The sequence below is a fragment of the [Clostridium] hylemonae DSM 15053 genome (assembly GCF_008281175.1).
GTDB lineage: Bacteria > Bacillota > Clostridia > Lachnospirales > Lachnospiraceae > Extibacter > Extibacter hylemonae.
Window position 1 is genome coordinate 846893 of sequence record NZ_CP036524.1, and the last position, 19683, is coordinate 866575.

Below are 19683 nucleotides of genomic sequence, written 5' to 3' on the forward strand. Positions count from 1 at the left end.
GCTGTCTATATATTTAATACGGCGCCGTCCAGGTCTTTCCACAGAAATTTTTTGTCATACAGCATGTATCCCCGTGCAGAGTTTTCTTTCGGGATCGAGACAGAACCCGGATTCATATACGTATATGTGCCCATATTTTCGTGGGCCGGAACGTGGGTATGACCGTTTAACAGGATGTCCCCCTCCTTGAGAGGCGGCGGTGTCTGCGGGTTCCAGTGATGGCCATGTGTGGCGAAGAGCGTCTGCCCGTCCAGTTCGAGCAGGCAGTAGTCGGCCAGAATAGGAAAATCGAGGACCATCTGGTCCACTTCGGTGTCGCAGTTGCCCCGGACGCAGAGAAGTTCGTTTTTGAGCGGATTCAGCAGGGCAATGACTTCCTTCGGGTCATAATTTTCCGGCAGGTCATTGCGGGGGCCGTGGTACAGAATATCGCCGAGCAGCAGAAGGCGGTCCGCCTGTTCCCTGCGGTATGCCTCTGTCATTTTCCGGCAGTAGTGTGCAGAACCGTGAATATCAGACGCGATCATTAATTTCATAATATATATGTTCCTTTCCATATGATTTTTGCATATTTTATCATAACACAGCCGGCGGTTGTTTACTACCTGCCGGCGGCCGTAAAGAGGGAGGATTTATGAGTAAGAGAATGTTTGTTAAACGGGCCGGGTACGGAGATGTCCCTGCCATACGGAGAATCATGGAAGATTCCGAAAAGCTGGCCCGTGATAAGGACTGGTACGTCATTGATAATATTTCTTTTCTGGAACGGCACGTGGAAGAGGAAGGAATTACGTTAAAGGCGGTCACAGACGGGACGATGGCAGGGTTCCTCATTATCCGTTATCCGAAAAGCGCGGAGGATAATCTGGGGAGTTACATAAGACTTACGGAAGAGCAGGCCATGACGGTCGCGCATATGGAGTCCGCCGCGGTCGTTCCCGTCTACCGGGGGCGGGGGATACAGAAGCTTCTTATGGATAGCGGGGAAAAGCTGCTGGCAGAGACAGAGTACAGATATCTGATGGGGACAGCCCACCCGGACAACATTTACAGCGTAAATAATTTCCTGAAGCTTGGCTATGACATTGTGGCGGAAGACGAGAAGTACGGAGGTCTGCCCCGCTATGTATTCTGCAAAAACATATAAAAATACTGCAAGGGCACTGTCACTGAAGGTACAGTGCCTTTAATCTGTCCGTTTTCTCACGGTCCAGGCCGACGTTATTTTCCAGAAACGCGCGGATACTGCCGGATGTTTTCTTCATGATGGAGAAGACACTTTCAAGATAATCTTCTTTTACGCCCATGCATATGCGTATGCTTTCCAGCGCCGACGGGTCTGTGATACGGTGGGAGAGACGGCTGATGATACGGTCGATCTCTTCCTGGAGAAAGGAGCCGGTCATCATATAATCTTTCATGATCGTGTCCATATCTGCGCCGAGTGTATAGAGAAGCATGGCCGTGCCGATGCCGACCCGGTCCTTGCCGGCGCTGCAGTGCCACAGGGCCGCTCCTGCCGTCTGTGAGGCGAGGATATCAAAGAAGCTGCGGTACTGGTTCAGAGAATATTCACTCGTGATGATCTCCTCGTACATCTGCCGCATGTAAGACGCAGGGTCTATGCCCCGCTCTCTCATACTGACGGTCGCCTCCCCGAGCGAGAGCTGTCTGTCGGATTCCTCATCGTGGGTAATGCCGGCTGTCATATCCTCCAGTATCGGATTGCTTATGTGCCGTACTCCGGGGATGGACGGGTCCGGGCTTTCTGCCTGTTCGTCTGCGGTCCGGAAATCTATGATCGTTTTTAATCCATATGTCCCGGCCAGAGTCTTTTCGTCCTGTCCGGTCATGTCTCGGAGCATGCCGCTTCTTATGAGCCTGTGCGGTCTGATGCGGCGGCCGTCTTCTGTGACGATGCCGCCGAGATCACGTGTGTTGAAAAGCCCTTCCAGTGGGATCCGTTTTATTTCTTTCATAGTGCGCTGACCTCTTTTCTTAGTGATACCTTAAGTATACCGTATCGAATAACAATAATTCAATAAGTATATCATACGCGCCGGCCGCGGTTCTATATGTATACCGTCCGCAGTGCCGTCAGAACGATAAGTATGCTGTGCGGCTTATATGTTTGTCACAGATGTTTATAGTGTGATATAATACTACTATACTTAATGATCTGTCTGGTCTGGTAAGTATGAATTACAGTATGGCAGCAAAGGGGGTTATGATTATGACGGAAGAATTGATAAAAGAAGTGAAGCATATCCAGAGATGCCTTGCCGCCAAAGATATGCGCGGCGATGAGTGGGAGGAGAAACAGGAGATCATCAACAAACTGGAGGCGGTGTCCGACTATCTGAAGGATGCTCTCGGGAAAGGAATTGAATTTTAAGAGATGATAGATGCACTTATATTTGATATGGACGGCCTGCTGTTTGACTCGGAGCGTATCGTCCAGCGCTCGTGGGAGGACTGCGGAAATGTGCTCGGCTTACCCGGGATGGGGAGCCACATATATAATACGCTCGGCATGAATGCTGCCGCGCGCAGGGTATACTTTACCCGGGAAGTCGGAGCCGACTTTCCTCACGAGGAGTTTGCGGCACTTACAAGGGTGCGATTTCGTGAGATCACAGATGAAGAAGGACTGCCCATGAAGCCGGGAGTGAAAGAGCTGCTTACATACGCGCGGGACCATGGGCTTAAGACCGCGCTGGCGACTTCGTCGAGAGGGGAGTACGCGATGCGCAATCTGACGGACGCGGCAATCAAAGAATATTTTGACGGGTTTGTATTCGGGGATATGGTGAGCAGGGCCAAGCCGGACCCGGAGATATATCTGGCGGCGTGCCAGAGTATTGGGACTGCCCCCGGGCGGTGCATGGCGCTGGAAGATTCGCCTAACGGCATACGGTCTGCCCATGCGGCGGAAATGGTGCCGGTGATGGTGCCGGATCTTGTCAGACCGGACGAAGAGCTGAGAAGTCTTACATATAAGATCGTTGATACACTGCATGATGTTCCGGCAATATTGGAAGAATTAAACAGAGACAGGACACCTTAAGGTGCGCCTGTCTCTTCTTTTCTGCCGGCTTCTTGGTTCTGTTCTATGCCTCAAAGCGGCCGGAAGCGCCGCACGGAAGGACGAGTCCTGAGTCTGTGACAGGAAGTCCGATCTCCTGGGAATCTACACGGCCGTTGTATTTTTTTAATTCTGTGCCGAGCATGTAGGTGAGCACGGCGGGAGCGAGTCCTGTCGTATAGGAATTGACGAGGAAGAAAAGCGGGTTGTCGGAAAGGATGCGCGTGCATAATCGGATGAGCGGATGGATGGCGTCCTCGATCTTCCATATCTCACCTTTTGGACCGCGTCCGTAAGACGGGGGATCCATAATAACGGCGTCGTATTTGCTGCCCCGGCGGATCTCCCGCTCCACAAACTTGACACAGTCGTCCACAAGCCAGCGGACCGGCCGGTCCGAGAGTCCGGAAGAGGCAGCGTTTTCCTTTGCCCATGCCACCATGCCCTTTGAGGCGTCCACGTGGGTGACGCTCGCGCCCGCCGCGGCTGCGGCCAGGGTGGCGCCGCCGGTGTAGGCGAAGAGATTCAATACTTTCACAGGACGACCGGCATGCTTTATCTTATCGGAAAACCAGTCCCAGTTGGCGGCCTGTTCCGGAAAAAGCCCGGTATGTTTGAAGCTGAAGGGCTTCAGGTTGAAGGTCAGCTCTTTGTAATGGATCTGCCACTGTTCGGGCAGGTGGAAGAATTCCCATTCTCCGCCGCCTTTTTTACTGCGGTGATAGTGGCCGTTTTTATTGTTCCAGCCGCTGTTCTCCTTCGGCGTGTCCCAGATGACCTGCGGATCCGGACGGACAAGAATATAGCGTCCCCAGCGCTCCAGCTTTTCACCTCTGCTGCAATCTAATACTTCATAATCTTTCCATTGGTCTGCGATCCACATATATGTTGAATTCCTTTCTGTACGTATTCCTCAATATTTGCGCAAAACAGGGCAGGGACGCCCGTTTCCGCAGATGTATGGGACAAGTATATCACAGAATGTCCATAAAATCACTATATAGATATTATCTATAATAAGGCGTTATTATAAAAAAGGTCTATTTGATGGGCGGGCGGAAGGTTTATATAATGTACGTAGGTATACTTTTATATTGCTTTAAGCGGACGGGAGTGAACAGCATGTTTATTGATACACATATGCATGAGATGACCTATTCAAAAGACAGTATCCTTACTCTGCGCGAGATGGTGGAGAGAGGAAGAGAAAAAGGACTGGGAGGCATCTGCATCACAGACCATGACAGTATGGGAATTCGGGATTATGCCCGGGAATACGCGGCAAAAACGGCATTTCCTATTTTTACGGGGATAGAATACTACTCTCTGGAGGGGGATATCGTGGCGTTCGGGATCAGGGAATATCCGAAGGAACGCGTGCCGGCCCAGGAATTTATTGATCTGGTGAAGGCCCAGGGCGGAGTCTGCTATGCCGCCCATCCGTTTCGGAATAACAACAGGGGGCTGGAAGAAAATCTTCTGAAGGTGAAGGGTCTGGACGGCATAGAGGTGCTGAACGGCAGTACATCAAAAGAGGCGTGCGCAAAGGCGGCGCTCTATGCGAAACGGCTTGGACTCATTACGCTCGGCGCCAGCGACTGCCATGTGCCGGAAAAGGTCGGCGTGTGCGCCACATACTTTCCGGAGGAGGTAAAGACGGAAGAGGAATTCCTGAATGTTTTTAAGAAGGGCGGTTTAAAGCCGGCATATTACCAGGATGGACAGTATCATATTGCCGGGCTGGAGAGAAGTCTTCTCCCGCAATATTATACAAGATAAATTAAGAAATACCCATTTACCTTTTAAGGCATCAATGATAGAATATATCTATAAGTGCCAGGTGATGGGAACATGAGATTACTGGAAAGGTGGAAGAATTATGATCACAGTGAATGCTATGGGAGAAAATTGCCCGATCCCGGTCATCAAGACGAAAAAGGCAATACAGGCACTTGCAGGGCCGGAGACGATCGAGGTTCTGGTAGACAATGAGATCGCAGTGCAGAATGTAACGAAGATGGCGGAGAGCGAAGGAGGAGAGGTATCTTCTGAACAGATCTCCGACGGTGAATATAAGATCACAGTGAAGATGGAAGGCGCTCCTGGGGAAGAGAAGCAGGAAGCCGGCAGTATGGTGATCGCCGTTTCATCAGACCGGATGGGGGCTGGCAACGATGAGCTGGGGAAAGTGCTCATCAAAGGATTCATTTACGCGGTGACTCAGCTTGACGTTCTGCCGAAAGCGATGCTGTTCTACAACGGCGGGGCCACACTTACGGCGGAAGGGTCGGATTCTCTGGAGGATCTGAAGCTGCTGGAATCTCAGGGAGTGGAGATCATGACATGCGGGACATGTCTTGATTACTATGGTCTGAAGGAGAAGCTTGCGGTCGGGACAGTGACGAATATGTACAGCATTGTGGAAACGATGGCGGGCGCTTCCAAGGTGATCAAGCCGTAGTTTACTGCGGGGGACATGCCTTTGACAGAAGATGAGAAAGAGACAGGAGGATTTCAGGCATATGAAGTCAGATGTAAGATTGACGCAGCTGAGCAAGACTGCGGGGTGAGCGGCCAAGATCGGTCCGGAGACCCTTGCCCAGGTGCTGGGTAAGCTGCCGAAGTTTGAAGATGAAAATTTAATAGTAGGTATTGAGACGTCAGATGATGCGGCTATCTATAAGGTGACAGATGATATTGCCATGATCCAGACCGTCGATTTCTTTCCCCCCATAGTAGACGACCCTTATATGTTCGGGCAGATCGCTGCGGCAAACTCGTTAAGCGACGTGTGGGCCATGGGAGGAGAACCCGCGGTGGCGCTCAATATCGTCGGGTTTCCAAACTGTCTGGACCCGGGGATACTAGGGGATATACTGGCCGGAGGCGCCGCGAAAGTAAAAGAAGCCGGCGCCGTGCTTGTGGGCGGTCATTCTGTTCAGGATGATGAGCCGAAGTACGGACTGTGCGTGTCCGGATTTGTACATCCGGATAAGATATTTAAGAATTACGGCTGCAGGCCGGGAGATGTCCTTGTGCTGACGAAACAGATCGGAAGCGGGATCGTCAATACTGCCATCAAGGCAGAGATGGCGTCCGCGTCCGCGGTCAGGGAGGCACAGACAGTGATGGCATCACTGAACAAAAAAGCAAAACAGGTAGTGGAGCGCTATGATGTGTCCGCATGCACAGATATCACGGGATTTGGCCTTCTCGGCCACTGTGTGGAGATGGCATCCGCAAGCGGCGTCACCTTTGAGCTGAATGTGCAGGATATTGCTTATTTTGAAGATGCCGCCGATTACGCGAAGATGGGTCTGATCCCGGCAGGAGCGTATAAGAACCGCGGATATTCTATAGATAAAGTAGACGCAGGCTGCGTGCAGGAGTATTATCTCGACCTCCTGTACGATCCGCAGACTTCGGGCGGCCTGCTCATCAGCGTGCCCAAGGAGGATCTGGCGTCTATGATGCGGGAGTTCGGACAGACAGAGATGGACACGAAAGTGTCAGTTATCGGGAGGGTAGCTGATAAAAGTGACAGATTAATCAGGTTGTTTTAAAAGGGGTCAGACCCCTATGAGCATAGGGGTCTGACCCCTTTGAAGATTTACACACAATTCAAACAATTTGGAAGGGAAAAGTGTTATGGATAAAAATATGTTGTACCGCAGTATTCCCAAGGTGGATGTGCTTCTGGAGAGCAAGGCTGTCCGGGGGATGATTGAACTATACAGCAGGGATACGGTGATGGAAGCGATTCGTATTGAGACGGACAAGCTCCGTGCGTTTATCGGCCAATGCGACGACGAGGAGGCCGCAAGGGCGCAGACGGAGATGCTGACGGCCCATATTGAGATGACGGTGGCGGCCATGCACCGTCCGAATATGCGCATGGTGGTCAACGGGACGGGGACTATCCTCCACACGAATCTGGGCAGAGCCCCCATCAGCGGGGAACATATGAAGAAGGTGGCAGCCATAGCGACCGGTTATTCCAATCTGGAGTACAATCTGGAGGAGGGCCGCCGCGGCGAGCGATATTCTCATTTTGAAAAGTTGTTGTGTAAGATCACAGGAGCCGAGGCTGCCATGGCGGTAAATAATAATGCGGCGGCGGTCATGCTGATCCTGAGCTCGCTTGCAAAGGGCGGGGAGGTGATCGTCTCCCGCGGTGAGCTGGTTGAGATCGGCGGGAAGTTCCGTATCCCCGATGTAATGGAGCAAAGCGGAGCCACACTGGTGGAAGTGGGGACGACGAACAAGACGCATTATGACGACTACGAAAATGCAGTGACAGAGGAGACAAAGGCGCTTCTCAAAGTGCACACGAGCAATTACCGCATCGTAGGCTTCACAGATACGGTGGCGGTTGATGAGCTTGTTCCGATTGCTAAAAAGCATGATATCCCTGTGATAGAAGACCTGGGAAGCGGCGTACTTATCGACCTGAGCAAGTATGGACTGACCTATGAGCCCACCGTCCAGGATTCCATCCAAAAAGGCGCGGATGTAGTGTGCTTCAGCGGCGATAAGCTGCTCGGGGGCCCCCAGGCGGGCATCATCATCGGCAGGAAGAAATATATTGACAAGATGAAAAAGAATCAGCTCACCCGCGCGCTCCGTATTGATAAGTTTACGGCGGCCACACTGGAGCTGGTTCTTCAGGAGTATCTTTCAGAGGAAAAAGCAGTGGAGCATATTCCGGTTCTGAGGATGATCACAAAGCCGCTGGAGGAAGTCACGGAAGAGGCGCGGGAACTTGCCGGCCTGCTGGAAGCGGCTGGCCTGCCGGCGCAGATCAGGACAGAACCGTGTGAATCTCAGATCGGCGGCGGTTCGCTTCCGCTGGAGCGGATACCGAGCATGGCAGTGGCCATCCGCCCGGAGAAGATCAGCGTGCCTGAATTTGAGGAACGTCTCAGACATCTGCCGGTGCCGGTCATTCCAAGAACAGTAAATGACACGGTCCTCCTGGACGTCCGCACCCTTTTAAAGAGAGAGTTTAAGCTGATCGCAGAACAGATAAAAGAACTGGATGTGCTGGAAGAGACAAGCCTGATCGCATCACGGTAAGGAGCAGAGAATTTATGAAGAACATTATTATAGGGACCGCGGGTCATATTGACCATGGAAAGACGACATTGATCAAGGCTCTGACCGGCCGGAACACAGACAGGTGGGAGGAAGAACAGAGAAGGGGAATAACGATCGATCTTGGATTCACCTATTTTGACCTTCCGGGCGGAGACCGTGCCGGGATCATAGACGTGCCTGGACACGAGAAGTTTATCAATAACATGGTGGCCGGCGTTGTCGGCATGGATCTCGTTCTGCTTGTTGTGGCGGCAGATGAGGGGATCATGCCTCAGACGCGGGAGCATGTGGACATACTGCAGCTGCTAGGCATTGAAAACAGTATTATCGTTCTGAACAAATGCGACCTTGTGGATGAAGAATGGCTGGAGCTTGTGGAAGAAGAGATCAGAGAGGAGCTTGCCGGCACCTTTCTGGAACATGCTCCTGTGGCGAAGGTGTCTGCGGCAACAGGGGATGGCCTGCCCGAGCTTATCAGCATCATAGAGCAGATGACGCGGGATGAAGTAGTGCCAAAGGACATTCACACCATTGCGCGCCTGCCGATCGACCGTGCGTTTACGCTGTCAGGCTTTGGTACGGTCATAACCGGAACACTTGTATCCGGAACGATCACGAAAGAAGATACGCTGGAGATGTATCCGGTCGGAAAGCCGTGCAAGATCAGAAGCATCCAGGTACATGGCAGGGATGTAAAGGAATGCTTTGCCGGCCAGCGTGTTGCCATTAACCTGTCCAATGTAAAGAAACGGGAGATAAAGAGAGGGTGTGTGCTTGCGCCCTCTGACAGCATGAAGGAAACGGACCTTTTGGATGTGCGTCTCGATGTGCTGGAATCGTCCATGCGTGTGCTGACCCATCACGCCAGACTCCATCTGTTCACAGGCACGAGTGAGGTGCTCTGCCGCGCCGTCCTCCTCGATGCCGATGAGATAGGGCCGGGAGAGAGCGGATATGTGCAGCTTCGGCTGGAGGAGAAGATCGCGGTGCGGCGGAGCGACAAGTTCGTCGTGCGGTTCTATTCCCCGATGGAGACGATCGGGGGAGGTGTCGTACTGGAACCAAATCCCGGTGTGAAGAAGCGCTTCCGGGAGGATGCCATTGAGGAATTAAGAAGAAAAGAATCCGGTTCATCCACAGATGTGATAGAACTTCACGTAAAAGAGTACGGCGCGTCGATGATAACACTTGCGGAGCTGGCCAGGCTTACTGCCCTTTCCATGGAAGAAGTACAGGAAGATGTTAAGGAGTTGGAAGCAGGCGGCACAGTGTATACGTTTGCCATGAGAAAGGATACGTATGTGTGGCATGCGGATGCCTGCCGCGAGGCTGCCGGGAAGATCACAAAGGCGTTGTCATCATATGAGGAAAAGTATCCATACCGTTATGGAATGAAAAAAGCAGAAGTCCAGATGACCTATTTCCAGAAAATGAAGCCGAATGTATTTGATAAGGCGGTAGAGCGTTTGACGGCGGAGGGGCAGATCAAGCGGGTGGATGAATTTCTCTGTACACCGGAGTTTGAGATCTGCAGGGACGAGACCTATGACAAGACGGCCGGCCTTCTGCTCGGTGCATTCAAAACGGCAGGGTATGATTTCGTACGCTACTCGGAGATTGATATGAAGGGGACAGGACGGGAGACGGCAGACGATATCCTGAACATACTGCTTGAGGAAGAGCAGGTTGTAAAAGTCGCAGATGACATGTATACGATGAAGTCTTATATGGATGAGGCCAGAGAGATCATCAGCGGTAAGCTTGCGGAACATCCTGTCATTACGATAGCGGAAGTGCGCGATCTATTCGGTACGAGCAGAAAAAGCGCCAAGCCGATCCTGGAGTACATGGACAGTATCAGGGTGACAAAGAAGACCGGAGCAGAGAGTGAGAGGGTAGCATACTAATGAATTTAAAACAGTTAGAGGCCTTTGTACAAGTGGCAGAAGGTGGGAGTTTTTCCAAGGCGGCAAAAGAATTGTACTTGACGCAGCCCACGGTCAGCGCGCATATATCTTCCCTGGAGAAGGAGCTGAATGTACGTCTGTTCGTAAGGAACACCAAGGAAGTGAGCCTGTCTGACGACGGCAGGGAGCTGTATAAATACGCCAGACAGATGATAGACCTGGAGAGCCAGATAGAGGAAAAATTCGGCTCCTCCCGGAAAGAAAAGAGACAGTGCATCACCATTGCGGCGTCCACGATCCCGTCTCAGTATCTTCTCCCGAAGGTGCTCATAAAATTCAGCGAGAAATATCCGGAAGAACAGCTAAAACTGATCGAGACGGACAGCAGCAAGGTTATAGCCCAGATCGTGGACCATCTGGCAGAGGTAGGCTTTACGGGAACCGTGCTGGAGAAAAAGCACTGCAAATATATACCGTTTTACAAAGACGAACTTGTCATAATAGCGCCGAACACAGAGAAATACAGACAGATAAAAGAAGAAGGCGGAGACGACATCTCATGGATCAGGAAGGAACACGTCATCATGCGTGAGGAAGGCTCTGGAACGCGCAAGGAGGCGGGAAAGCAGCTTCGGCGCGCCGGTGTGGAGTTGTCAGATCTGGATATTATCGCGAGTATTGAGAATCAGGAGACGATCAAGAAGTCTGTGCGCCAGGGGATGGGCATATCTATACTGTCCAGGCTTGCGACGGCAGATGAGGCTGCGGACGGACATCTGCTCGTATTCCCGATCCCTTATGCGGACGAAGGCCGCAATATCAACCTTGTATATAATAAAAATTATCAGCTGTCGCGTTCGGCGGAACGGTTTATCAGAGTGGTAAAATCTATATATCAGGGGAAATAAGTAATAAAGCACCAATTATAGAGAATTTCTATAACTGGTGTTTTTTATGGGGCTTTTTGATTAGACGAAGGAAATAATTGGTAATATACTTAATTGTAGCAGAAGGAAATTTTATTTAGAAAGGATGTACGTACGTATGATATACATGGATAATGCAGCGACTACCATGCAGAAACCGAAGGAAGTGCTGGACGCGGTACTAAATGCGATGAGTTCAATGGGGAATGCGGGAAGAGGCGCCAATGAGGCATCTTTGAGCGCATCGAGGATCATATATGACACAAGAGAAAAATTATGTACTCTGTTTCACGCAGAGGACCCAAGGCAGATCGTCTTCACCGCCAACTCGACGGAAAGCCTGAACGTGGCCCTTAAAGGACTTTTAAATCCCGGAGACCATGTGGTGACGACGATGCTGGAGCACAATTCCGTACTTCGTCCGCTGTATGAGTTGGAGGAACAGGGAACGGAGCTTACAATTGTGAAAAGCAGCAGTCTCGGCACGGTGGAGCCGGAGGATATCGAGGCCGCAGTACGCCCGGATACAAAATTGATCGTCATAACAAACGGATCCAATCTCACCGGCAATTATATAGATCTAATGCCAATAGGCGATATCGCCAGGAAACACAACGTCCTGTTTGTCGTGGACGCCTCACAGACAGCAGGCGTATTCCCGATCGACGTGCAGGAGATGAAGATCGATGTCCTGTGCTTTACGGGTCATAAAGGGCTGTTGGGTCCGCAGGGGACCGGCGGCATGTATGTAAGGGAAGGGCTGGCGGTGCGTCCACTGAAGAGCGGCGGGAGCGGAGTGCGCACCTTCAGCAGGACGCATCCGGCTGAGATGCCGACAGCCCTGGAGGCAGGCACGCTGAATGGACACGGGATCGCGGGTCTGAATGCGGCGCTTGCTTATCTGGAAAAAGAAGGGATCGACAACATACGCAGACGCGAGCAGGAACTGATGCGGAAATTCTACGACGGTGTAAAAGATATCCCGGATGTAAAGGTATATGGCGATTACAGTGCAAAAGAGCGCTGCGCGATCGTGGCGCTCAACATCGGTGATTATGATTCTTCAGAAGTGAGTGATGAGCTTCTTACAACATATGGAATTTCAACAAGGCCAGGGGGGCATTGTGCTCCATTGATGCATGAGGCGCTCGGTACGGTGGAGCAGGGGGCTGTCAGATTCAGCTTTTCCCACTATAACACGGATGAAGAAGTGGATACCGCTATTGCGGCTATCCGGGAATTGGCGGAAGACTGACCCGGGGTGACGGGAAAGCCTGAGCCGAATGAGAGTTACTAAAGGAGGAGAAACATGAATTTATCAGATTCAAAGAAAAAACTTGCACTTGCAGGAGTAGTGTGCGGACTTGTGGCGGCATGTCTGGCTTACTTCGGCAATCCGGCCAACATGGCATTTTGTATTGCCTGCTTTATCAGAGACACGGCAGGCGCGCTCGGAATGCATCAGGCAGAGGTTGTCCAGTATGCAAGACCGGAAATTATCGGACTTGTACTCGGCGCGTTCATCATTTCAGCAGCGACAAAGGAGTACCGTTCAACAGCGGGTTCTTCGCCGATGACACGGTTTGTACTTGGTCTTATTATTATGACAGGCTCCCTTGTATTTCTCGGCTGCCCTCTCCGTATGGTGATCCGTATGTCCGCGGGAGATCTTAACGCATGGGTAGCCCTGATAGGATTTATTCTCGGCGTTGGCTCCGGAGTCATCGCCTTAAAGAAGGGATTCAGTCTCGGAAGGGCGCACGTTACAAATAAGGCGGCCGGCACGGTTCTTCCTGTCATCATGCTTGGCATACTTATCCTCTCTGTCGGGACATCACTGCTGAAAGCGAGTGTGACGGGTCCGGGGAGTATGCATGCGCCGTTGATCGCCTCTTTGATCGGCGGTCTCGTTTTCGGCGCGTTTGCCCAGAAGTCCAGGATGTGCTTTGCGGGAAGTATCCGCGATATCATCCTGATGAAGAATTTTGACTTATTCAGCGTGATCGCAGGGCTGTTTGCAGTCATGCTCGTATTCAACATTGCGACGGGACGTTTTGTGTTTGGTTTTGATACGCCTGGAATTATCGCTCATTCAGAGCATTTATGGAATATTCTCGGAATGTATGCGGTTGGGTTTGCGGCAGTGCTCGCAGGAGGCTGTCCTCTGCGCCAGCTCATCCTGGCGGGGCAGGGGTCCTCTGATTCCGCTGTCACAGTGATCGGTATGCTTGTCGGCGCAGCGATCTGCCATAACTTTGGCCTTGCCGCAAGCGGCACGGCAGTGAACGCGGAGACAGGAGAGACCGTTGCGGGAGCAGTTCCGTTTTACGGAAAAGTGGCATGTATTATCTGCATTGCCGCATGCTTTGTCATTGCGTTTACAAACAAGCGGGAAGAAGCAAAATAATTGTGTTTTAATATTGAAATACAGGCACATTAGTAGTATTCTGAGAAAGAAGGTCAAATAATATGAAAGAAGTAGATGCAAGAGGTCTTTCCTGCCCGGAGCCGCTCATGCTGACGGCAGACGCACTTAAAGACGCCAAAGAGGCGGTGAAGGTTCTTGTCACGGAACCACATCAGAAGATGAACGTAGAAAAATATGCGAAAGAGCATGGAAAGTCTGCGGTGTCAACGGAAAGAGAAGGATTTTTTGAAGTGGTGATCGAATAGACATGAGAAAAAAAGAATTAAAACTGGTGGTTACATTCCACACAACGGCCGATGCGATGGCAATGGAAAAGGCATGCAAGGAAAACGGTGTCCCTGGACGGATCATTCCGGTCCCAAGGGCGATATCAGCAGGATGCGGCTTATCATGGTGTGCGGATCTTACCGAAAGGGAACAGATCAAAGCGATGATGGCAAAGGCCCGGATCGAAGAAGAAGATATGCACGAGTGCATGGTGTGATCAAGATGGATTCTTTGATAGAACAGGCCCGGCGGTACAGGAAAGTTTCCTGTACCGCCGGGCCTGTGCGTTCATCTGACTTTGTTTATCTATACGCCGTTTACGAATGTGTCGAGCACATGCGGCAGAAGTTTGTCGCTGTATTGGGAAAGTGAGTATTTTCCCTTGAAAAGCGACCAGTCATACAGCAGCGCGCGCTCAAACATGGCGTATATAGCCATGAGTTCTTCGGCAGTGCTTGTATTTTTAAATTCCCCTTTTTCCAGACCTTCTTCCAGAATTTCAGTGATCCATTTGAAATAGAAGCGTTTGCTGTCAGAAAGTGATTTTTTATCCTTTGTGACAAGCTGGGAAGAATACAGAAGCGCAAGCAGCTTGATATCTACACTTGTCTCTATCATATAAAACAGCTCGTGATTTAAAAACAGGAGCTTATCATAAGCGGACAGGTTCGGGTCTATCACTGCAGTCAGTTCTTCGTATTTTTCGTCAAACAGATAGGAAAGGGAATTAAGCAAGGCTTCTTTCCTTTGAAATAGTGGTAGAAGGTACCTTTAGAGGTCTTTGAAGCATATATGATATCCTCTACAGTCGTCTGCTCGTACCCGTTCTTATAGAACAGGTTCCAGGCAGCCTTTACGATGCGGCTTTTCGTGGATTGTCGCTTTCGTGGCATCGTCCCCATTCCCTTCTCTAGTTAACCTATTTTATAACCTTTTATATAAAGAGAAGCGGATTATGAACTAATCCGCTTCTATAACTATCGCACTACCAACTTCGGTTCCGGCAGATGATTAGCCTACCTGGAAACCATATTTCAATGGATCTGTAGGATCGATCAAATATGTAGCAACGCCTGTCAGATAGCAGCTTCCTGTGATCATCGGGATAACTGCATCGTAATCGGCAACCTTTGTCGTCTCTTTGATAACGCCCTTAAATGTAGTACCGATAAAGCTTTCGTAGATGAATTCCTCGCCTACGCCGATCTCTCCCCAGTGATGAAGAGTAGCGAGCTTAGCGCTTGTTCCTGTTCCGCATGGTGAGCGGTCAGCCATAGCATCTCCGAAGATCACGACATTTCTCATCGTTGCTTTGTCCGGGTTTGGCGTCGGTCCGTAGAACTCTACCAAATCAACGGTATCAATGTCAAGAAGAGGATGTTTTACCGGAACCTCTTTATTGATAACATCCAGAAGCTTCATTCCTAATTTTGTGATGTCAGGAACAGTCTTCGGGCTGATCTCCTCAATGCCGATCTTCGTTGTGTCAACCAAAGCAAAGAAGCTTCCGCCGAATGAGATCGTAAATGGAATCTCTTTTCCGTCGATCGTAACGGAGAGGTTTTCTTTATAAACGAAAGCCGGTACGTTTGTCAGTGTAACGTGCTCAACTTTGCCGTCTTTTACAACTGCTTCTGTACGGATGAGTCCTGCAGGTGCTTCGAGAACAACTTCGTTCACACCTTCTTTGGACTCTACAAGTCCTGCTTCAACTGCAACAGTTACAGCACCGATCGTACAGTGGCCGCACATGTTAAGATATCCGCCTGTATCCATGAACATTACACCAAAGTCAGCTTCTTTGTTGACTGGCTCGCACAGGAATGCCCCAAACATGTCGTGATGTCCTCTTGGTTCGAACATCAATGCTGTACGAACATGGTCATAGTTGTTCTCCATCCATTTTTTCTTTTCGATCATTGTGCTGCCTTCCGGCTCCGGAAATCCTCCAATGACTACACGGCAGAACTCGCCGACGGTATGAGCGTCAACTACCTGCAATGCCTGCTCAAACCGATCGAAGTTAACATTTGCTTTTAACTCCATAATTCATTACCTCCTTAATGTTTACTCATAGACAATTACTATAAGTTTTTATAAAAACACGTTGGAGATTCCCTTGTCTCCGCAGTGCCTTTTTCGGAAAAACCTCAAAATCGTATGTTATTACGATATAAAATTAACAATTAGACCGTATTCTAGTATCACGTTCAGTCTGCTACAATTATTATGTACGATAAACCTTGAAAAGTCAATGATTTTTTGGTAATATAAAAAGTAAATAAAAACGGTTGAAATATGCAAAAAATTGTGTTATAGTCAAGACGCATGAGGCAAGAACCATGGGGGTAGATGGGTGACTGGTGTGCCTCCTAGTCTTCAAAACTAGTGTGGGGCGTTAAGAGCGTCCTGGGTGGGTTCGATTCCCACATGCCTCCGCCAAAAAAGATATATATAGTGTTAAAAAAATAGCGATAACAATATATTGTAATTTATAGATAAAATTTATAAATAAAACAAAATGGTATGTCATGGACATGTAATAAGTAAACGGGATGTAAGTTTCGTTTTTTACTTATAAAAAAACAAAATAAAGGAGAAAGATGTCATGGGAAATGTGCAGATTTTATTACGTCAACATGTTGGTGCACCCTGTGAGGCAATCGTAAAGGCTGGGGATGAAGTAAAAAAAGGTACCTTGATTGCAACACCTACAGGTCTTGGCGCTAACATTTTTTCCAGTGTGTACGGTGTAGTGGAAGAAGTGGCGGATGATCGTATTATCATCAAGCCTGATGAAGAGCAGAAAGACGAGTTTGTACCTATTAAAGAAGGAACAAAGCTCGAGATGGTAAAAGAAGCTGGAATCGTTGGTATGGGCGGCGCCGGATTCCCGACAGGAGTCAAGATCGGAACAGACCTTAAAGGCGGATATGTGTTGGTGAATGCAGCAGAATGCGAGCCGGGACTTCGCCACAATATTCAGCAGATCGAGGAGCAGACTGATATTACGATCCGCGGACTGAAATACTGCATGGAAGTCTGTAACGCATCGAAAGGTATCATTGCCATCAAGAAGAAAAATGAGAAGGCAATACAGATATTAAGAGAAGCGATCAAAGAGGAAGACAGTATTACGATCCATCTTCTTCCCGATATCTACCCGATGGGAGAGGAAAGAGCGGTCGTAAGAGAGGCGCTTGGCAAGCTTCTGGATCCTACACAGCTTCCTTCAGCGGCAGACGCAGTCGTGATCAACTGCGAGACACTGCTTCGCATCGCTGAGGCGATCGAACTTAAGAAACCTTGCTACAGCAAGAATATGACGGTTATCGGCAAGCTGAACGGTGGCAATGAGCCACACGTATTTATGGACGTTCCGGTTGGAACAAGCGTAGGCGATATGATCGAGAAGGCCGGCGGAATTGACGGTACATATGGCGAGATCATTATGGGCGGACCATTTACAGGAAAGTCCACTACATTAGAGGCTCCTGTTACAAAGACGACAGGCGGCATCATCGTAACAGTTGAATTTCCGGATTTACACGGCGCTAACGTGGGTCTGTTGGTATGTGCCTGCGGCGGCAGCGAAGACCGCATGCGTGAAATCTGTGAAAAGATGAATGGAAAGGTTGTTTCTGTGGCAAGATGTAAGCAGGCGATCGAACCTAAGCCGGGAGCAGCGCTTAAGTGCGAAAATCCTGGTAACTGTCCTGGCCAGGCACAGAAGTGTCTCCAGTTCAAGAAAGACGGAGCGGAATTCATCATCATCGGCAACTGCTCAGACTGCTCTAACACAGTTATGGGATCTGCGCCGAAGCTGAAACTGAAAACATTCCATCAGACAGACCACGTCATGAGAACGATCGGTCATCCGTTATACAGGAGACTCACAGTTTCTAAAGAAGTAGACCAGCTCCCCAACGGGAAATAAGTCTGCAGACAACGGTATTACTGTCGCAGATGATGAACTGTAAAAGACCCCCGATTCTTTTGCGGGCGGAAGTCGAGAGGTATTCCGTGTATCATATGCGGCTGTATATATAATTTAAATAAGTGCCCAGAATGGATACTTAAGCAAAACCAAACAAGGAGGGAAACAAATATGTCAATCACAGCTGAAACAGCTAAAGAACATGCTCATGATCCTGCCGTATTATGTTGTAGAGCCGAAGCAGGCGTTACAATCGAAGCTGCTAATCTTGAAGATCCGGCGATCTTTGATGATTTGGTAGACTCAGGATTACTGAACCTGGATGGTGCATTGACCATCGAACAAGTTTTAGGAGCAAAACTTACAAAAACTTGTGATTCACTTTGCCCGCTTACAGCAGATGTAGTAGAAGGTGCAAAGGCTCCAAGTGCTCCGGCAGCAGAGGAAGCACCTGCAGAGGAAGCTCCGGCAGCTCCGGCACCGGTTGCACCACCTGTAGCAGGACCTGCAGCAGGCGGAACATTAAAGATCCACATTGGAGAAGGTAAAGATATCGACCTTGAGATTCCGGTAGGAGCTCTTGGCGGCGGCGCAGCAGTCGCTCCATTGCCGGCAGGCGCAGAAGCAGTTGCAGCAGGTGCAGCAGCACCGGAAGCAGCTGGGGAAGAAAAAGTTGTAAGAAGCTTAACAAGAAAACACTTCACTATCACAGAAGTTAAGAGAGGACCAGAGACAAAGATCGAGGGAACAACTCTTTACATCCGTGAAGGAATTGAAGCAGATGTTATTGCTGATCAGGAACTGGTTAAAGATTTCAAACTTGAAGTCATCACACCTGATTTATATCACACATATTCTGAGACGATCATGGACGTTCAGCCAATCGCTACAAAAGAAGGCGATGATGCAGTCGGCGAAGGCGTTACAAGAGTTCTTGACGGCGTTGTTATGATGCTGACAGGTGTTGACGAAGGCGGAGTTCAGATCGGTGAATTCGGTTCTTCTGAAGGATACCTTGATGAGAACATCATGTGGAACCGTCCAAGCTGCCCGGATAAAGGCGAGATCTTTATCAAAGGTAACATCGTGATTCAGGACAAAACGAACATGGAACGCCGTGGACCTATGGCTGCACATACAGCATTTGACCTTATCACTCAGGAGATCCGTGAAGTTATGAAGAAGCTTGACGAGAGCCTTGTAGCTGATACGGAAGAACTGAAGCAGGTTCGCCGTCCAGGCAAGAAAAAAGTCGTTATCGTTAAAGAGATCATGGGCCAGGGAGCTATGCATGATAACTTTATCCTTCCTGTAGAGCCTGTTGGTGTTCTTGGCGCAAGAGCTAACGTAGACTTAGGAAACGTTCCTGTATGCGTATCTCCGTTGGAGGTTCTTGACGGATGTATCCATGCGCTTACATGTATCGGACCTGCATCTAAAGAGATGTCCAGACATTACTGGAGAGAGCCGCTCGTTCTTGAAGCTCTTCATGATCCGGAAGTTGACCTTTGCGGCGTTGTATTCGTTGGAAGCCCGCAGATCAACGCTGAGAAGTTCTACGTATCCAGACGTGTTGGTATGACAGTAGAAGCTATGGACGCAGACGGAGCTTTCGTTACAACAGAAGGTTTCGGAAACAACCACATCGACTTCGCAAGCCATATCGAGCAGATTGGTATGAGAGGAACACCGGTTGTTGGTATGTCTTACTGTGCAGTACAGGGTGCGCTTGTTGTTGGTAACAAGTACATGAGCTACATGGTTGACAATAACAAATCAGAAGCTGGTATCGAGAATGAGATTCTTGGTAACAATACCCTTTGCCAGGAGGATGCTGTTCGTGCATTAGCTATGCTGAAAGCTGCTATGGCAGGAGAAGATGTTAAAGCTGCTGAGAAGAAATGGAATCCAAACGTTAAATCTACAAACGTTGAATTAATTGAAGCTGCCGCAGGCGCTAAGATCGACCTTGTTGAAAATGAGCAGGCCCTTCCGATGAGCCAGAAGCGTAAAGAAAAATACAGTTAATTCAGGTA

19 protein-coding genes, 1 tRNA gene and 1 pseudogene are annotated in these 19683 nt (G+C 49.6%); 16 read left to right on the top strand and 5 right to left on the bottom strand.

Translation table 11 applies throughout. The features are described from left to right. Window positions 1-5: 5 nt before the first annotated feature. Window positions 6-536, bottom strand: a complete 531-nt coding sequence (yfcE, locus tag LAJLEIBI_RS03885; protein WP_040435970.1) for a phosphodiesterase — start codon at window positions 534-536, stop codon at window positions 6-8. 98 nt (window positions 537-634) lie between these two features. Here yfcE and LAJLEIBI_RS03890 point away from each other — a divergent pair, with 98 nt between their 5' ends. Then, a complete protein-coding gene (locus LAJLEIBI_RS03890) occupies window positions 635-1147 on the top strand; it encodes a GNAT family N-acetyltransferase (RefSeq protein WP_006444956.1) in 513 nt (170 codons plus the stop codon). A 19-nt stretch (window positions 1148-1166) separates the two neighbouring features. Here the strand turns inward: LAJLEIBI_RS03890 and LAJLEIBI_RS03895 are convergent, their stop codons facing one another. After that, window positions 1167-1979, bottom strand: coding sequence for a tyrosine-protein phosphatase (locus LAJLEIBI_RS03895; protein WP_006444957.1), 813 nt, complete (start codon window positions 1977-1979; stop codon window positions 1167-1169). Window positions 1980-2233: 254 nt separating this feature from the next. Between LAJLEIBI_RS03895 and LAJLEIBI_RS18035 the strand changes: the two genes are divergently transcribed. Both LAJLEIBI_RS18035 and LAJLEIBI_RS03900 read left to right on the top strand, forming a co-directional pair. Next, on the top strand, window positions 2234-2395 hold the full coding sequence (locus tag LAJLEIBI_RS18035) for a hypothetical protein (RefSeq protein ID WP_167534367.1): 162 nt from the start codon (window positions 2234-2236) through the stop codon (window positions 2393-2395). Window positions 2396-2398: 3 nt separating this feature from the next. Next, a complete protein-coding gene (locus LAJLEIBI_RS03900) occupies window positions 2399-3067 on the top strand; it encodes an HAD family hydrolase (protein WP_006444959.1) in 669 nt (222 codons plus the stop codon). Between the two features lie 43 nt (window positions 3068-3110). On the opposite strand, the gene LAJLEIBI_RS03905 is transcribed toward LAJLEIBI_RS03900, so the two are convergent. Then, window positions 3111-3968: a class I SAM-dependent methyltransferase gene (locus tag LAJLEIBI_RS03905; RefSeq protein ID WP_006444960.1), complete on the bottom strand. Its 858-nt coding sequence runs from the start codon at window positions 3966-3968 to the stop codon at window positions 3111-3113. A 239-nt stretch (window positions 3969-4207) separates the two neighbouring features. On the opposite strand from LAJLEIBI_RS03905, the gene LAJLEIBI_RS03910 reads away from it, so the two are divergent. The 10 genes from LAJLEIBI_RS03910 to LAJLEIBI_RS03955 all read left to right on the top strand — a co-directional run bounded on the left by LAJLEIBI_RS03910 (window position 4208) and on the right by LAJLEIBI_RS03955 (window position 13927). Then, a complete protein-coding gene (locus LAJLEIBI_RS03910) occupies window positions 4208-4864 on the top strand; it encodes a PHP domain-containing protein (protein ID WP_040436054.1) in 657 nt (218 codons plus the stop codon). Between the two features lie 100 nt (window positions 4865-4964). Next, window positions 4965-5546: a sulfurtransferase-like selenium metabolism protein YedF gene (gene yedF / locus LAJLEIBI_RS03915; RefSeq protein ID WP_006444963.1), complete on the top strand. Its 582-nt coding sequence runs from the start codon at window positions 4965-4967 to the stop codon at window positions 5544-5546. A 61-nt stretch (window positions 5547-5607) separates the two neighbouring features. Beyond that, complete coding sequence (selD, locus tag LAJLEIBI_RS03920) at window positions 5608-6648, top strand: selenide, water dikinase SelD (protein ID WP_083790664.1); 1041 nt, start codon at window positions 5608-5610, stop codon at window positions 6646-6648. Between the two features lie 85 nt (window positions 6649-6733). Next, window positions 6734-8161, top strand: coding sequence for an L-seryl-tRNA(Sec) selenium transferase (gene selA / locus LAJLEIBI_RS03925; protein ID WP_006444967.1), 1428 nt, complete (start codon window positions 6734-6736; stop codon window positions 8159-8161). 14 nt (window positions 8162-8175) lie between these two features. Further along, on the top strand, window positions 8176-10089 hold the full coding sequence (gene selB, locus LAJLEIBI_RS03930; protein ID WP_006444968.1) for a selenocysteine-specific translation elongation factor: 1914 nt from the start codon (window positions 8176-8178) through the stop codon (window positions 10087-10089). After that, the gene (locus LAJLEIBI_RS03935) at window positions 10089-10997 is read left to right on the top strand and encodes a selenium metabolism-associated LysR family transcriptional regulator (protein ID WP_006444969.1); all 909 of its coding nucleotides are present in this window, start codon (window positions 10089-10091) and stop codon (window positions 10995-10997) included. Before selB ends, LAJLEIBI_RS03935 begins: the two co-directional genes overlap by 1 nt. Before the next feature lie 136 nt (window positions 10998-11133). Beyond that, window positions 11134-12270, top strand: coding sequence for an aminotransferase class V-fold PLP-dependent enzyme (locus LAJLEIBI_RS03940; RefSeq protein ID WP_006444970.1), 1137 nt, complete (start codon window positions 11134-11136; stop codon window positions 12268-12270). Window positions 12271-12324: 54 nt separating this feature from the next. After that, on the top strand, window positions 12325-13422 hold the full coding sequence (gene yedE / locus LAJLEIBI_RS03945; RefSeq protein WP_006444971.1) for a YedE family putative selenium transporter: 1098 nt from the start codon (window positions 12325-12327) through the stop codon (window positions 13420-13422). 62 nt (window positions 13423-13484) lie between these two features. Further along, the gene (locus LAJLEIBI_RS03950) at window positions 13485-13688 is read left to right on the top strand and encodes a sulfurtransferase TusA family protein (RefSeq protein ID WP_006444972.1); all 204 of its coding nucleotides are present in this window, start codon (window positions 13485-13487) and stop codon (window positions 13686-13688) included. 2 nt (window positions 13689-13690) lie between these two features. Then, window positions 13691-13927: a putative Se/S carrier protein gene (locus LAJLEIBI_RS03955; protein ID WP_006444973.1), complete on the top strand. Its 237-nt coding sequence runs from the start codon at window positions 13691-13693 to the stop codon at window positions 13925-13927. Window positions 13928-14016: 89 nt separating this feature from the next. Here LAJLEIBI_RS03955 and LAJLEIBI_RS03960 read toward each other — a convergent pair. Next, window positions 14017-14603, bottom strand: a pseudogene (locus LAJLEIBI_RS03960) (TetR/AcrR family transcriptional regulator). Between the two features lie 118 nt (window positions 14604-14721). Further along, complete coding sequence (locus LAJLEIBI_RS03965; RefSeq protein ID WP_006444975.1) at window positions 14722-15756, bottom strand: proline racemase family protein; 1035 nt, start codon at window positions 15754-15756, stop codon at window positions 14722-14724. Between the two features lie 298 nt (window positions 15757-16054). On the opposite strand from LAJLEIBI_RS03965, the gene LAJLEIBI_RS03970 reads away from it, so the two are divergent. From LAJLEIBI_RS03970 to prdA, 3 genes are all read left to right on the top strand, one after another. Further along, window positions 16055-16152, top strand: a tRNA-Sec gene (locus tag LAJLEIBI_RS03970). Between the two features lie 148 nt (window positions 16153-16300). Beyond that, a complete protein-coding gene (gene prdC, locus LAJLEIBI_RS03975; RefSeq protein ID WP_278142460.1) occupies window positions 16301-17647 on the top strand; it encodes a proline reductase-associated electron transfer protein PrdC in 1347 nt (448 codons plus the stop codon). Between the two features lie 171 nt (window positions 17648-17818). Then, window positions 17819-19675 carry a D-proline reductase (dithiol) proprotein PrdA gene (prdA, locus tag LAJLEIBI_RS03980; RefSeq protein WP_006444977.1) on the top strand — a complete coding sequence of 619 codons (1857 nt, stop codon included), beginning with the start codon at window positions 17819-17821 and terminating at the stop codon, window positions 19673-19675. Window positions 19676-19683 lie beyond the last annotated feature (8 nt).

Bases quoted from the DNA above. Each gene is read 5' to 3' on its own strand.
- LAJLEIBI_RS03910 (WP_040436054.1), top strand. From the start codon at position 4,208: ATGTTTATTGATACACATATGCATGAGATGACCTATTCAAAAGACAGT.
- LAJLEIBI_RS03935 (WP_006444969.1), top strand. From the start codon at position 10,089: ATGAATTTAAAACAGTTAGAGGCCTTTGTACAAGTGGCAGAAGGTGGG.
- yfcE (WP_040435970.1), bottom strand. From the start codon at position 536: ATGAAATTAATGATCGCGTCTGATATTCACGGTTCTGCACACTACTGC.
- yedE (WP_006444971.1), top strand. From the start codon at position 12,325: ATGAATTTATCAGATTCAAAGAAAAAACTTGCACTTGCAGGAGTAGTG.
- LAJLEIBI_RS03950 (WP_006444972.1), top strand. From the start codon at position 13,485: ATGAAAGAAGTAGATGCAAGAGGTCTTTCCTGCCCGGAGCCGCTCATG.
- LAJLEIBI_RS18035 (WP_167534367.1), top strand. From the start codon at position 2,234: ATGACGGAAGAATTGATAAAAGAAGTGAAGCATATCCAGAGATGCCTT.
- yedF (WP_006444963.1), top strand. From the start codon at position 4,965: ATGATCACAGTGAATGCTATGGGAGAAAATTGCCCGATCCCGGTCATC.
- LAJLEIBI_RS03900 (WP_006444959.1), top strand. From the start codon at position 2,399: ATGATAGATGCACTTATATTTGATATGGACGGCCTGCTGTTTGACTCG.
- LAJLEIBI_RS03940 (WP_006444970.1), top strand. From the start codon at position 11,134: ATGATATACATGGATAATGCAGCGACTACCATGCAGAAACCGAAGGAA.
- selB (WP_006444968.1), top strand. From the start codon at position 8,176: ATGAAGAACATTATTATAGGGACCGCGGGTCATATTGACCATGGAAAG.
- LAJLEIBI_RS03890 (WP_006444956.1), top strand. From the start codon at position 635: ATGAGTAAGAGAATGTTTGTTAAACGGGCCGGGTACGGAGATGTCCCT.
- selA (WP_006444967.1), top strand. From the start codon at position 6,734: ATGGATAAAAATATGTTGTACCGCAGTATTCCCAAGGTGGATGTGCTT.
- LAJLEIBI_RS03965 (WP_006444975.1), bottom strand. From the start codon at position 15,756: ATGGAGTTAAAAGCAAATGTTAACTTCGATCGGTTTGAGCAGGCATTG.
- LAJLEIBI_RS03895 (WP_006444957.1), bottom strand. From the start codon at position 1,979: ATGAAAGAAATAAAACGGATCCCACTGGAAGGGCTTTTCAACACACGT.
- prdA (WP_006444977.1), top strand. From the start codon at position 17,819: ATGTCAATCACAGCTGAAACAGCTAAAGAACATGCTCATGATCCTGCC.
- LAJLEIBI_RS03955 (WP_006444973.1), top strand. From the start codon at position 13,691: ATGAGAAAAAAAGAATTAAAACTGGTGGTTACATTCCACACAACGGCC.
- LAJLEIBI_RS03905 (WP_006444960.1), bottom strand. From the start codon at position 3,968: ATGTGGATCGCAGACCAATGGAAAGATTATGAAGTATTAGATTGCAGC.